Source organism: Streptomyces sp. NPDC050636, assembly GCF_040654775.1.
Classification (GTDB): domain Bacteria; phylum Actinomycetota; class Actinomycetes; order Streptomycetales; family Streptomycetaceae; genus Streptomyces.
The window spans coordinates 1-13,048 of sequence record NZ_JBFAIP010000141.1; the positions used below are offsets into that span (position 1 = coordinate 1).

The window sequence follows — 13,048 nt, forward strand, 5'->3', positions numbered from 1 at the left end:
GGTACATCACCGACTGAACCCGACGCCCCATACGCGGAGCCGCCCGACGGACGGCTCCGCACGCACGCCACCCGGCGGCCGGTCGACCGGCGTGGCCCGGGCCGGCCGCCACCGCCGACCGCGAGGCCGGTGGTCGCCGGTCGTCGAGCCCCTGACAGCCTCCTGCCGAGTGAGTCCTCCGCCGAGCCGTGGCCGTGGCCGTGGCCGTGCGCGGAGGCAGGCGTGCGGGAGACGGGGTGATCTGGCACATACCTGTCGGGCATCCCCTAGCGGTCGTCGGTGAGTCGGGTGCGATAGGCGAGGGTGAGGTAGGGAAGGGCGAAGCGGGCGCGTCTGTTCGAGGTGATCCGGGTGCGGATGAGGTGCTCTAAGTCCCGTTCAAATGTGAGCTGTTGGGGCCGGGCAGCGGTGATGTAGTACGAGTGGGACCGGTAAAGGTCGAGCAGTGAGTCGTGGGTGTGTTGAGCGACGTGGGGAAACTCCTTCCGGACGGCAGGTGTGAAGGGCTGTTGCATGATCGGGCCTTTGACTTCGGTCTTTCCCGTACGGTCGTAGCGGGCGAGGAGCGCGGTGAGTTCGGCGGCCCATGGCGTGGTCTCGTCCCTGACGATCCATAGGGCAACGAAGCATCCACCGGGCTTGAGGACTCGGGCGATTTCGGCATGGGCGCGGTGCGGGGCGAACCAGTGGTATGCCTCGCCGGTGACGACGGCTTCGACGCTGTGGTCGGGCAGCGGGATGTCCTCGGCGGTTCCGTGGACTACCTGTGTCCCCGTGGTCTGACGCCAGTGGTGGCGCATTCTCGCGTCGGGTTCGATCGCCACGCAGTCATGGCCGAGTGCGGTCAATTGTCGGCTGAGGATGCCGGTGCCGGCACCGAGGTCGGCAACGCGGAGCGGTGGGGGACCGAGTGCCCACCTGAGCGCCTCGGTGGCGTACCTCGGGCGGGACCGGTCGTAGAGGCCGGCGACCTCACCGAAGCACATGCTGAAGACCGACTCATGCGCTGCCATCCATGCCCCTTCCACAGACCGTTCCCCGTTCCACAGATTCCTCGGACCGGTTTCCGGGCGAAGGACCGGTTTCCGGGCGAACGAAGTGCATCGGAACACCGCTGCCGTTGGCCGAGCGCGGGGGAGCGGACCGGTTCAGTCTGCCGGTGCCGGTAAGGCCGATCAAGGCGGTGTCTGAGACGAGGCGTGTGGGAGGGAGGACGCGACGAGCGGGACGCCGGATGGGGGCTCGGACGGCGACTACGAGTGGGTCCGGTGAACGTGCCAGGCGCTCCGATCGGGGCCGTCGCACTCCCCGTTCGGGTGCCTTCCGTGGGCGGTGTTCCTGTGTGAAGGCCATCGCTGCTCGGGCGGCGGGCGGCGGGCGGCGGTCGGCGTTCAGGGGGAGGGGAAGTCGTCTCGGTCCAGGGCGTAGACGGTGCAGGGGCGGCCGAGGACGGTGTCCTCGCGTAGGGGCGTGAATCCGAGACGCTGGGCGACGGCAGATGAGGCAGTGTTGCCGTGGTGGATCATGGCGGTGATCTGCTTGAGCCCCAGCGGCCCGAAACCCCACGCGAGAACGGCTTGGGCTGCTTCCGTGGCGTAGCCCCGGCCCCAGTGCGTGCGGGCGAAGGTCCAGCCGATCTCAGTCTCGCCGAACTGCTCCCACCAGTTCAGGCCGCAGCGTCCGATCGCCTCGCCGGTGCTTCTCAGTTCGACGGCGCACAGTCCGTGGCCGCGCTGGGTCCACTGCTGGTGGACGTCGTGCAGGCGCGCTGCGGCTTCCTGGTGGGTGTAGCCGCCGACGAACTGGTTGACGTCCTTGTCGGCGTGCAGGTGCACCCACCAGTCGGTGTCGGTGTCGGTGTCGGTGAGCGGGCGCAGTCGGAGGCGTTTCGTCGTGATCACTGTCGTTCAGTCCTTGCTGTACATGGGGTGTTGGTGGCCGTGCGCTACTTGGTCGGCAAGGGCTGTGCCGGTGCCGGTGCTGGTGCCGCGGGAACCTTGTCTGTCCCGTGCCGGTGGATGACGGCGTGTGCCGCCTCCGCTGCCACGATGGCGAGTGCGATGAACACCGAGCCGACGGCGCCGAGCCAGTGTGCGCCGAACCATGCCATCCCGACCTGCCCGACCAGGGGCGCAACGGAGACACCGATGTAGACCATGGCCGAGGCGAGGCCGGTGAGCAGTGGTACCGCCGTCGGCATGGCGGTGATCAGGCGATGGGTCTGAGGTGCCAGAAGTCCCCATCCGCAGACGCCCCATACGAGGAGTGCCGCGACGGTGGAGGGCAGGTGTGCGCTCGTCCATGGCAGCAGCGCGAAGTCGATCGCGGCCACGGTGATCGAGGTGTTGATGATGCGGCGACCGCCGAAGCGGTCGATCAGACCGCCCGAGGCGAGTGTTCCGACGGTGGCGGCCAGGCCCCACACGAAGAGCAGGGCGGCGAGGATGGTGCCGCTGCCGCCGGTAGCGCGGTCGAGGCTCTCGCCGATGAAGGAGTAGACGGTGTACAGGCCGGTATAGGCGAGGAGTGTGGTCAGCAGGACCAGGCCGATGCGGCGGTCGGCGAGCGGGGCGACGCGCGTGCGCAGCGGGACCGCCGGGGGTGTGGGGATCGCGGGCAGGAGCAGGGCGATACCCACGGCGGCCAGCACTCCGAGCGCGGAGACGAACAGCATGGTGGCGCGCCAGTTGCCGGTGAGGCTGCCGATCGCCGTGCCGATGGGCGCACCGAGTGCGGTCGCGGCGCTGAGGCCGGTCATGACGGTGGCGATGGCGCGGCCGCGACGCTCCGGTGGCGCGAGCGCGGCAGCTGCGGCGACGGCGGCGGGAGTGACCATGGCACCGCCGAGCCCGGCGAGCGCCCGCGAGGCCAGGGCCACACCGAAGACGGGGACGAAGGCCGTTACGAGGTTGCCCGCAGTGAAGATCGCAAACCCGACGGGAAACAGCATGCGGCGCGGCCAGCGCGCGGTGAGCGCGGCCATGACGGGACCGAGCACGGCGTAGGTCAAGGCGTAGGCGGTGAGCAGCCAGCCGGCGGTACCGACGGGGACACCGAGGGAGTCCGCTGCGTCCGGCAGGATGCCGGCGATGACGAAGCTGTCGGTGCCTATGGCGAACATTCCGGCGGCAAGGACGACAAGTGATCGGTACACGACGGAGGGACCTCCAGGATGGTAGATGTAACAGAAATAGTTACGACAATGGTCCGAAGAAAGGCCGGTCCATGCGGACCAGCCGGGTGGGACTGGAGTTCAGGATCCAGGCTTCAGGCAACCGTCTCCCTCAGCACGTCGGCGACGGTGACATCGGCCAATTCAGCCTTCATCGTCTCCTCCGCACGGCTGTACGCCTCCCGCAGCACAGGTGGGAGGCCGCGACCGACGGGGCACTCCTGGTTGGGAGTTGCGGCGTGTAGCGCGATGAGCGGATCAGGCTCAACGGCCAGGTAGACGTCCCTCAGTGTGATCGACTCTGGGGCGCGAGCCAGCCTCCAGCCCGCGCCCTGGCCGCGCTGCGAGACGACCAGGCCCGCGTCGCGCAGGCTGCCGAGTGTGCGACGGATGACGACGGGGTTGGTGTTGACGCTGACGGCGATCTGATCGGACGTCACGATGCCGTCGGGCCGCTTGGGGCAGACCAGCGCCATCCAGGTCAGCGCGTGCGTGGCCACGGTCATGCGACTGTTCGCGCTCATGGAACCTCCCGTTACCCGTAGTGGCCGATGCCGCCCCGTGTCGCAACCAATTCTGTTACGACAGGCCTGTGTGTGTCCAGTCCTGCCCGCGGTGTGGTGCCCCGAGCTGTGCGGATCGCCGCAGAGACCGCTGTACTGGACACCAAGAAGGTCAGCACCGTCTACGAAGGCGGGCTCGCCCGGCTGATCCACTTGCGCGGCGGGCAGCGGAAGGTAGCCGCCAACTCCTGCGGTGCATCCGCCCGGCAGGAGACGGGGTCGCCGATCATCGAAGAGGGGGGCACCCAACTCCGTTAATTCAGAGGGAGGTTGGCAACTTCGGGAGAGGTTGTGCTGAGGTGCGGCAACTGGCAACTGGCAACTGGCAACTGGCAACTGGCATCGGTCTCGATCCCGGACACTGCGGAGGTCTGGACCACGGCGTGCCCCATGGCGCCGGGATGCGGCCCGTTTTCCGGCGCGGCGCCGCCGATGCTGACTTTGTGCTGACTTGCTGACCATCAAAGACCCTCTGACCTGCAACGATGTCTTGCCATGCGTCTTTGGCTTCCACTGGCGCCGGGTTTGGGGCAGCGTTGCGGGTGCAGTGGGATGGCCTGCATCTATGCAGCTCAGAGGTGGTGTAGAGCGGTTTGGTGCATGTGCATGTGTCGCCGCCTGTCACCACCTCTGTTCGAGGCGCTGCACGGCCTCCATCGGCTCCTGGGAGACTTGTCCTGCCGAGGCCCCCTGCTGCTGGCGGTCGATGACGCGCACCTCGCGGACGCCCCGTCGATGCGGTTTCTCGCCTATGCGGCAAGGCGACTCGCCTCGATGCCGGTCTTGCTCGTGATCTGCACGGCAACGGGACAACCGGCGCTCGACGAAGCCTCGCGACATGACCTCGCCGTATCGGCACACCGTATCGAGCTGACCGGGCTGCCCCCGGCGGACGCGACCCGGCTGCTGCAACAGTCCGCCAGCGCCCCGATCGACGAGGACTTCGCCGCTGCCTGCCATCAGGCGACCGGCGGAAACCCCCTGCTGCTCCAGGCGCTGCTGTGCACGCTCAAAGGTCCCGACGGCAGGCTGCCCACCGAGATCAGGGTCAAAGACGTACTGGAGCTCAGCTCTCCCAAGCTCGCTGACCATCTGCGCCGGAAGCTGCACGCCAGCCCCGAGGCCGAGCGAATCGCGCAGGCCGTGGCGATCCTGGGCGACAACGCGGAATTCCGCCAGGTCTCGGCGCTGGTGGCGACGGACCTCCGGTCCACCGCCCACGCCCTCGACACGCTGGTGCGGCTGAAGATCCTGCGCAACACCTACCCGCTGGCGTTCACGCATTCCCTGGTGCGGAACACGGTGCTGGAGGACATGTCCGTCGGCGCGCGCATCACCGCCCACGGCGAAGCCGCCCGGCTGCTGCACGAGGCTCACGCCCCGGATGATCAGGTCGCCGCCCACCTGCTCAAGGCCGGTGCAGCCACGCCATGGGCGGTCGACACGTTGCGGCGGGCGGCCGGGCGTGCGATGGGCCGAGGGGCGCCCGACGTATCGGCAACCTACCTGCGCCACGCTCTCACCCAGCCGCTCGTCGCCGATCAGCGCGCGAAGGTGCTGTGCGAGCTGGGCAACGCCGAGCTGGCCTTCGACTCGGCCGCGGGCATCGCGCGCCTTCGCACCGCGTTGGACGAGACGACGGACCCGCGCGACGCCGCGAACGCGGCCCTGAACCTCATCCCTCGCCTGGCCGCGGACTCGACCCACGAAGCCATCGCAACAGCCGATCGCGTGGCGAAACGCCTGCCGGCTGAGGAACGCGACCTCGGCTGGCACCTCCGCTGTATGGCTTTCATAGCCGCCTACACCGACCTGGCCACCGCAGCGGAGGCCCGCGTCCGGCGGGACGAGCTGTGTGCGGATGTCCCTGACAGCCCCCAGTTGCGGCGCGCCCGGCTCACCTTCCTGGCCGTGCGTGAAGCGCTGGAGGGCGGATCGCGCGAGGATGCGGTGCGCTATGCCAGGGACGCGATCGCGAAGGCGGATCTGACCGTGTTCGAGCGCCCTTATCTCTACGCGCTGTCCGTCCTGATCCGCGCCGACGAACTCGACCAGGTCGAACAGCTCTGCCGCGGTGTCGAGCAGGAGGCACGAGCGAGCGGCTACCTACGACCAACCGCGATCGTCCTGCTGGCGCGCGGGTTGACCGCCTCGTTCGCCGGGCGGTACGCGGAAGCGGCCGAACTTCTGCAGTCGTCCCTCGACCTGTTCGACGAGTGGGACACCTCCCACAGCGACCCCGACGCGCCGGGCTGCGCAGCCGCCCTCGTCGAAGTGCTCACCATCCGAGGGAGATTCGACGAAGCGTGGCAGGTCCTCTCCCGAAGGGACCTGCTGGGAGACGTCCCGACGTTGCTCCCGTACAGCTTCGTACTGATCGCTCGCGGAAATCTCCGCGTACGGACCGGCGACGTCGAGGCCGGACTGCACGACCTGCTGGAGTGCGGGCGCCGCGTGACCGCCTGGAAGGTGACCAATCCCGCGGTCTTCCCCTGGCGGTCCGCCGCAGCCCAGGCATACCTCGCGCTCGGGCAGCACGACCGCGCCCGGACCCTCGCCGAAAGCGAGCTGGAGTCGGCGCGCCGGTGGGGCACCGAACGTGCCATCGGGACCGCGCTGCGCGTATCGGCCATGGCTCGCGATGACAGCGAGGCGCACGGGCTGCTGACCGAAGCGCTCGCCACGCTGCGGAACTCACCGGCCAAACACCAACTGGCGCTGACCTTGCTCGACCTTGCCGCCCTGAACCGGCGGAGCCGCGAACCCGAGGCGGCGCGGAGCCATCTGCTGGAGGCCACCGCACTGGTGCGGGAGTGCGACGCAGAACCGCTCGCCACGCGGCTGCACCAGGAGCTGATCACCGCCGGGGTCGACCACCCGACGGCAACCGGCGTGGGTGGGCGCCTCACCGACCAGGAAGGGCGGATCGCCGCACTGGCGACGAAGGGCCTGACGAACCGACAGATCGCCAGTGCGCTCTACGTGACCCTGCGGACTGTCGAGTTCCACCTGACCAGTGTGTACCGCAAGTTCGGCATCGACGGCCGGCCCCAGCTCGCCGAAGCCATGGGCCAATACGGCCATCGCTCCCAACCGTGACCGAGACTCTCACTGAGGAGCCGGTACCGGCGCCAGCGACTGACGACATGCAGACCCAGCAGCTCAATGCCTCGGTGACCACCAGATCGTCGTGGTCCGGACCTCCAGCGTGAGGCATGTGAACGGAGTCTCGCCGACCACGTCGTAACACCGGAGACCGTCAGACCCGCCGGCTGATCGGCGGGAAGCGGACGGGTAGGCCGGCCAGAGCCCGGTGGAAGGGGCCCTGCCGCCATTCCAACTTCTCAACCGGGATTTCCAGTTCGATGTCGGGGAGCCGGTCGAGGAGCTTCTCCAGGGCGACCGCGGCGATCACCCGGGCGGGGCCCTTCGCCGGGCAGGTGTGCGGGCCCGCGCTCCACGCGAGGTGCGCGCGGTTGCCGGTTCGGCGTTCGCCGCCGAGGCCCGGGTCGGTGTTCGCGGCGGCTAGGCTGATGAGGATGGGCTCACCCTCGCACACGAGGGTTCCGTCGAGCTCCTGGTCGTGGATCGGATAGTGGACGGCGTAGTTCGCCATCGGCGGGTCGGTCCACAGCACCTGGTCGATGGCGTCCTCGACGGGCATGGTGCCGCGTGCGAGATCACCGGCGAACCGGTCGTCGGACAGCAGCAGCCGCAAGCCGTTGCAGATCAGGTTCAGCTGGGGCTCGGTGCCCACGCCCATGAGCACCACCAGCTGGTGCGTCATCTCCTCGTCGGTCAGCCCGGCGGGATGGGCCATCAGCCAGGACGTCACGTCCGGCCCCGGCTCCGCCCGCTTGAGTGCCACCAGCTCGGCGACGCCCTCGGCCAGCACCGCGTTCGCCTTCTCGGAGCCGGCGTCGGCGTCGAAGATCCCGGACATGCCCTCGACCAGCTTGTCCCCGGTGACGGGCGGGCAGCCGAAGAGCTCGTTGAAGACCAGCAGGGGCAGGACGGCACCGTACTCGTGGAGGAGATCCGCCCGTCCCTTGGGGCCGATCCGGTCGATGAGGGTGTCGGCGCTGTGCTCCACGTGGCGCCTGAGCGCGTCGGGGTCCACGCGGCCCAGGCTGTCGGTGATGGCGCCGCGCAGTCGGCTGTGCTCGTCGCCGTCGGTCCACAGGGCGTTCGGCCGGTACGTCATCATCGGCACGACCGGGCTGTCCGCCGGCACCGTCCCGTCGGCGAGAACCCGCCATCGACGCGGGTCCTTGGAGAAGCGCTCGGGACTGCGCAGTACCTCCAGAGCGGTGTCGTAGCCGATGACCAGAGAAGCGCGTACGCCGGGCGCTATCTCCACGGGCGCGACGGAGCCGTGGACGCGCAGTCGGGTGTACGACGCCATGGGGTCGGCGGCGAACTCCGGGCCGTACAGCCGCTCCACCGTACGTGCGTCGGCGTGCGCCGGGCAGTCGGGAGGAGGCGCCGCGTCGTGTGCGGGCCGGGGTGTCGTCATTCTTGCTCCTGAGGGGTGCGGGTCTGGAGGTACTCGATGAGGGAGATCAGCGCTCCGGCACCGGACGTGGCTTCCCGCGCGTCGCAGGTGACCAGGGGGGTTTCCGGGAGCAGGTCGAGAGCCTCGCGGATCTCCTCCTCGGGGAACACCGGAGCGCCGTCGAACTGGTTGACGGCGACCGCGTACGGCACCCCGAGCTCTTCCAGCAGGCCCATGATGTCGAAGGACTGGTCGAGCCTTCGGGTGTCCGTCAGCACCAGTGCGCCGAGAGCTCCGTTCAGCATGTCCTTCCACAGCTGGGTGAAGCGCTTCTGCCCGGGGGCGCCGAAGAGATACAGCACCAGGGACTCGTTGAGCGTGAGGCGGCCGAAGTCCATGGCCACGGTCGTCGTGGTCTTGTCGGGGACGCCCGCGAGGTCGTCGACGAGCTCGCCGGCCTGCGTCATGGTCTCTTCGGTGCGCAGCGGCCGGATCTCGGAGAGGGTGCCGACGAACGTGGTCTTGCCGACGGCGAAGTGGCCGACGATGAGGATCTTGATCGCGGTCGTGACCGTGTCCGAGACGTAGACCGGGGTGACCGGGTCGACCGGATCAAAAACGGGAGCGGAGCCCATCCAGCACCTCCTGCAGGAGTCGGGCGTCGGGCAGTTGTGCCTTGGGGACGGGAGGCTGGACGTGGACATGGCCGCTGTCGACGAGGTCGCTGAGCAGGACCTTGGTGACGCTCATCGGCAGAGCGAGATGACCGGCAACTTCGGCGACCGACAGTGCCCCGGGTCGGCACAGTTCGATCACATGCCGTTTCTCCGGGCTCAGCCCGTTCAGGGGACGGTCGTGTACGGCCGTCACCAGCGCCACGAGGTCCAGTGTGTTGCGCGTCGGATGGGCGCGCCCCTCCGTGACGACGTACGGCCGTACGAGTCCTCTGTCATGCCGGGGGCGCGGCGGGGTCATGCCGTACCGGAGTCGTCCGGCCTGCCGGGTACGGACTGAGGCCGTGGCAGACTGGTCAGCTCCTTGCCCAGCCGGTCGACCAACTTGTGCATGCTGTAGGTGACGGCTTCCATGTCGACGTCCTGGCCGGCCGAGACCGCCAGATAGGCGCCCGCGCCGGCGGCCACCAGGAAGACGTACCCGTCGACGAACTCGACCAGTGTCTGCTGCCACGGCGAGGTCTCCAGCCCGCAGAACTCGGCGGTACTGCGACTGATGGACTGCAGTCCGGACAACGCCGCGGCCTGCCGCTCGGCCTCGTCGCGCTTGATGCCATGGGAGTGGGCGCGGAGCATCCCGTCCGCGGAGAGCAGGATCGCGTGGCGGGCTTCTGGGACCTTCAGGACCTCGTCGAGCATCCATCCGAGTTCGTTGGTCATCTGGCCGGTCATTCCTGGGGGGTTCCTTCGCTGTCGGGGGAGGAGCCGCGGCCGGAGCGGGTGCCGCGGGCGAACGCGCCCATACGGGAGGCGGTCTCGGCGGCGGGGCGGACCAGCGCGGGAGCGGAGACCGGGGCCTCGGGGCCGCCGTCGGCTGCCTGGCGCTGCTGCGTGCATCGGCGGCGCTTGGGCAGGCCACCCGCGGTGGACGGCGGCGCTGCCTCCGCTTCGGATGCGCCGGGGGAGGCCGGCTCCGGGGCGGGCGACGTCTCGGCTCCCAGCGCGGGGATGGGTGGGCCCATGAAACGCACCCGGTTGAGGAGCGCGTTAGGGAGAAAGAGCACGGCCCGCACACCGCCGTACGGGGACTGCGTGTTGACCGAGACGCTGAATCCGTACCGGGCGGCGAGTGCGCCGATGACGGCGAAGCCGAACTGAGGCGGGTTGCCGAGCTTGTTGATGTCGATGTCCACCAGGCCGGACAGACGCCGACCGGCTTCCTCGGTTTCGCGCGCGTCCATGCCGATGCCGGCGTCGTCGACGACGATGCTGACGCCGTTGTGGGCGGGCTGGATGCCGACTTCGACAGTGGTGTTGGGCCGGGAGTGCCGCGCCGCGTTGTCCAGCAGCTCGGCGACCGCGAGGACGACCGGCTCGACGGCCCGGCTCACGACGTCCATGTCGACGCGCGAGTGCACCTTGACGCGTCGGTAGTCCCGAATCCTCGATGTCGCACCGCGTACGACGTCGAGCAGCGGTGACGCGGTCCGCTGCCGTCCGGGCCACGAGCCGCAGAGCATGGCGATGGCTTGCGCCCTCCGGCCGAACTGCGCATTGGCGTGATCGATCTCCAGGAGGTCCCGGAGCACATCGGGGTCGTCGTGCCGGTCCTGCATGTCGGAGATCGACACCTGCTGCTCGTTCGCCAATGCCTGCAGGGCACGCATCGCCGACTTCAGTGTCGCCTTCGCCGACCTGTCCGCCCGGGATCGCGTGGCCTCGGCGGCCCCGGTGAACTGCTCGACGATCTGCTGCAGGTTCCTTCCGTACGTCGTTCCGGCGAGATCCGCATCGAGAGGCTCGGGCACGGGTGCGCTGCCGTGGGGCGCCTCGACCAGTGCGGGAAGCCGAACCTCGGAGAGGTGTCGGACCTCCTCCTCCCGGGCGAGCAGGCCGGCTTGGTGGATCGTCAGTCGACGGCGCAGGGCGGCGGTGATCCGGAACTGGCGTACCAGCAGCGACACTTCGGCGAGCGTGACCGCGGCGAGGCACCAGAACACCGCCTCCGGTATGTGTTGTGTCATCAGGTCCTCGTGAAGGGGGGAGTACGACAGGCGCGGAGGCAGCGGGACATGCGGGAACCGGCTCTGATGGCCCATCGGATTTCGATCGGCCGGGCCGGACGCGGCACCGTGGCGGTGGGTGATGCCAGGGAACACCTGCGTCCCCTCCGGTGGTCCGCGCCCGCAGGTGAGGGCGTTGCCGGCCCTTGGCATTGCCACACTCATCGCGTATTGCCGGTAGGTGTTCGGCAATGTCGACCGGTGAACGGAAGTTTTGTCCCGGATGAGCGCGACGTCAAGGGGTGTGTGGCTGCTAACCGCACGCAGGCACGACGGCGGCCATCAGTAGCCTCCCGGGCTGCCCGCTCCCGTACGACGGGATCTGTGCTCAGCGCGGCATCGGCGAGCAGATGGATGTGCCAGTCGGTCCGGACAGTGCCGTCACCCTGCTGATCACCATGGGCGACAACCCCGAACGCCGCCGTCGGTAAGGACGGCGAGGGCGACGGTGTGTACGGCGTCGCGGAGCGTCGCCGAGAAGTGGGTGGCGGTGGGATGATCGAGGACGTCGGTCCGACGCGGGTCCTGCAGGCGGCGCACTCGACCACGGGTCCGGCGGTGCCGCGCAGGCGGAGGGGGAGGCCGAGGAGAGCGCGCCGGTGGTGGCCGGTGCGGCTCAGGTAGTTGCGGTCGCCGCCGCAGCCGGGGCAGAAGAACTCGCCGTCGCCGACCGTGCGCCAGGTCGTGCGCACTCCCCATACGCGTTGCACTCATCCCGCCGGTGGCTCCGTCCGATGCTCCGGGCACGGACTGCCGCCGGCTGGGGACTCTTCGGCAACGGCGCCGTGTGATCGTGATGTTGAGGATGGTTTCCTACTCGGAGTGTCGGTTCGTGTCCGGCTCCTTCATCGCCTCAGTCCTTCTGCACAAGCAGGTCCTGGACGCGGGCGCGGACCTCGTCCGTGGCGAGACCGCGGATCGTCAGCGTCGTACGGCGGCACCACGTCGTCGACGGTCTGGGCCCACTCGTGGTCGCGCGCGTAGACGACCTGTGCCCAGATCTCCGGGCCGTCGGGGTGGATCCGCTCGCCCAGGGCCGGGTCCTCGCTGACCAGGTGCGCGATGTCGAAGGACAGAGCCCCGTAGTGGGTGGCGAGGTGGCGCGCGGTCTGCGGGTCCATCCGCGCGCCCGCCCCCGGGTTGGTCAGCAGCCGGTCCACGACCGCGTCGGGGGCGGCGAGGCCGGGCAGCGGTACCCGTCGTGTCAGGTGGGAGACCGGCTTCATATCGCCGGAGAGCGAGTGGTGCGGCTGCGCCACTTTCCGCAGCACCGTACGGCCGATGTGGCGGTAGGTCGTCCACTTGCCGCCGGCGACCGACAGCATGCCGCCGCGCCCTTCGGTGACGACCGTCTCGCGCTTGGCCGACTCCACCCCGCCCGGCCCGCCGGGCAGTACCCGCAGACCCGCGAAGGCGTACGTGATCAGGTCGCGCGACAGGTGCTCGTCGCGCACCGACAGCGCGGCCTCGTCCAGGATCTGCTGGATGTCGGCCTCGGTGGCGCGCACGTCCGCCGGGTCGCCCTCGTACGTCTCGTCGGTGGTGCCCAGCAGCAGCTGGTCCTCCCACGGTAGGGCGAAGGTGATGCGGTACTTGTCGATCGGGGTGGCCATCGCGGCCTTCCACGGGGCCTTGCCCCGGAGGACGACGTGGGCGCCCTTGGAGAGGCGGATGCTGGGGGCCGCGCCCCTGTCCTCCATGCGCCGCAGGTGGTCCACCCACGGACCGGTGGCGTTGATGACCAGGCGTGCGTCGACGCCGAACTCGGTGCCGTCCAGGCGGTCTTGCAGGTCCGCGCCCGTCACCCGGCCGTGGGTGAAGCGCAGGCCCGTGACCTCGGCGTGGTTGATGACGACCGCACCGGACTGGACGGGCCGCGCGCACGGTCATGACGGCCACGCGCGCGTCGTTCATCTGGTGGTCGCCGTAGACCGCGACCGCCTTGAGGTTGTCGGTGCGCAGGCCGGGGTTGTCGGCTGCGACCTTGGCGGGGGAGATGAGCCGGCCGACGCCGTCGCCGAAGGCCGACAACATCGAGTACGTGAAGACGCCCGCGCCGAGCTTGGCGGCGCCGTGCGGGC

At 69.5% G+C, this 13,048-nt stretch carries 11 protein-coding genes and 2 pseudogenes; 2 read left to right on the forward strand and 11 right to left on the reverse strand.

Translation table 11 applies throughout. From position 1 onward, the window contains the following. Window positions 1-266 precede the first annotated feature (266 nt). From AB0I10_RS37910 to AB0I10_RS37925, 4 genes are all read right to left on the reverse strand, one after another. Entirely contained in the window at window positions 267-1,013 is a 747-nt protein-coding gene (locus AB0I10_RS37910; protein WP_363157304.1) for a class I SAM-dependent methyltransferase, read from the reverse strand. A 378-nt stretch (window positions 1,014-1,391) separates the two neighbouring features. Then, the gene (locus AB0I10_RS37915) at window positions 1,392-1,901 is read right to left on the reverse strand and encodes a GNAT family N-acetyltransferase (RefSeq protein WP_363157305.1); all 510 of its coding nucleotides are present in this window, start codon (window positions 1,899-1,901) and stop codon (window positions 1,392-1,394) included. Between the two features lie 44 nt (window positions 1,902-1,945). After that, window positions 1,946-3,154 carry an MFS transporter gene (locus AB0I10_RS37920; protein ID WP_363157306.1) on the reverse strand — a complete coding sequence of 403 codons (1,209 nt, stop codon included), beginning with the start codon at window positions 3,152-3,154 and terminating at the stop codon, window positions 1,946-1,948. 113 nt (window positions 3,155-3,267) lie between these two features. Next, window positions 3,268-3,696: an Rrf2 family transcriptional regulator gene (locus AB0I10_RS37925; protein ID WP_363157307.1), complete on the reverse strand. Its 429-nt coding sequence runs from the start codon at window positions 3,694-3,696 to the stop codon at window positions 3,268-3,270. Window positions 3,697-3,804: 108 nt separating this feature from the next. On the opposite strand from AB0I10_RS37925, the gene AB0I10_RS37930 reads away from it, so the two are divergent. Together AB0I10_RS37930 and AB0I10_RS37935 are read left to right on the forward strand one after the other, a co-directional pair. Then, complete coding sequence (locus tag AB0I10_RS37930; protein ID WP_363157308.1) at window positions 3,805-3,993, forward strand: hypothetical protein; 189 nt, start codon at window positions 3,805-3,807, stop codon at window positions 3,991-3,993. A 414-nt stretch (window positions 3,994-4,407) separates the two neighbouring features. Next, window positions 4,408-6,834 (forward strand): LuxR C-terminal-related transcriptional regulator, encoded by a 2,427-nt coding sequence (locus AB0I10_RS37935; RefSeq protein ID WP_363157309.1) that lies wholly within the window; start codon window positions 4,408-4,410, stop codon window positions 6,832-6,834. A gap of 160 nt (window positions 6,835-6,994) precedes the next feature. On the opposite strand, the gene AB0I10_RS37940 is transcribed toward AB0I10_RS37935, so the two are convergent. The 7 genes and pseudogenes from AB0I10_RS37940 to AB0I10_RS37970 all read right to left on the reverse strand — a co-directional run. Beyond that, window positions 6,995-8,251: a cytochrome P450 gene (locus AB0I10_RS37940; protein ID WP_363157310.1), complete on the reverse strand. Its 1,257-nt coding sequence runs from the start codon at window positions 8,249-8,251 to the stop codon at window positions 6,995-6,997. Beyond that, window positions 8,248-8,865: an ATP/GTP-binding protein gene (locus tag AB0I10_RS37945; RefSeq protein WP_363157311.1), complete on the reverse strand. Its 618-nt coding sequence runs from the start codon at window positions 8,863-8,865 to the stop codon at window positions 8,248-8,250. Before AB0I10_RS37945 ends, AB0I10_RS37940 begins: the two co-directional genes overlap by 4 nt. Further along, the gene (locus AB0I10_RS37950) at window positions 8,843-9,205 is read right to left on the reverse strand and encodes a DUF742 domain-containing protein (RefSeq protein ID WP_363157312.1); all 363 of its coding nucleotides are present in this window, start codon (window positions 9,203-9,205) and stop codon (window positions 8,843-8,845) included. Before AB0I10_RS37950 ends, AB0I10_RS37945 begins: the two co-directional genes overlap by 23 nt. Next, a complete protein-coding gene (locus tag AB0I10_RS37955; RefSeq protein WP_363157313.1) occupies window positions 9,202-9,636 on the reverse strand; it encodes a roadblock/LC7 domain-containing protein in 435 nt (144 codons plus the stop codon). The genes AB0I10_RS37950 and AB0I10_RS37955 overlap by 4 nt, the downstream gene beginning before the upstream one ends. Beyond that, on the reverse strand, window positions 9,633-10,928 hold the full coding sequence (locus tag AB0I10_RS37960) for an ATP-binding protein (RefSeq protein ID WP_363157314.1): 1,296 nt from the start codon (window positions 10,926-10,928) through the stop codon (window positions 9,633-9,635). The genes AB0I10_RS37955 and AB0I10_RS37960 overlap by 4 nt, the downstream gene beginning before the upstream one ends. A gap of 456 nt (window positions 10,929-11,384) precedes the next feature. Then, window positions 11,385-11,677, reverse strand: a pseudogene (locus AB0I10_RS37965) (TerB family tellurite resistance protein); the annotation flags it as partial. A 143-nt stretch (window positions 11,678-11,820) separates the two neighbouring features. Next, window positions 11,821-13,048, reverse strand: a pseudogene (locus AB0I10_RS37970) (FAD-dependent oxidoreductase); the annotation flags it as partial.

Coding starts and splice junctions, on each gene's coding strand:
- AB0I10_RS37960 (WP_363157314.1), bottom strand. CDS start 10,928: ATGACACAACACATACCGGAGGCGGTGTTCTGGTGCCTCGCCGCGGTC.
- AB0I10_RS37945 (WP_363157311.1), bottom strand. CDS start 8,865: ATGGGCTCCGCTCCCGTTTTTGATCCGGTCGACCCGGTCACCCCGGTC.
- AB0I10_RS37910 (WP_363157304.1), bottom strand. CDS start 1,013: ATGGCAGCGCATGAGTCGGTCTTCAGCATGTGCTTCGGTGAGGTCGCC.
- AB0I10_RS37925 (WP_363157307.1), bottom strand. CDS start 3,696: ATGAGCGCGAACAGTCGCATGACCGTGGCCACGCACGCGCTGACCTGG.
- AB0I10_RS37955 (WP_363157313.1), bottom strand. CDS start 9,636: ATGACCGGCCAGATGACCAACGAACTCGGATGGATGCTCGACGAGGTC.
- AB0I10_RS37940 (WP_363157310.1), bottom strand. CDS start 8,251: ATGACGACACCCCGGCCCGCACACGACGCGGCGCCTCCTCCCGACTGC.
- AB0I10_RS37950 (WP_363157312.1), bottom strand. CDS start 9,205: ATGACCCCGCCGCGCCCCCGGCATGACAGAGGACTCGTACGGCCGTAC.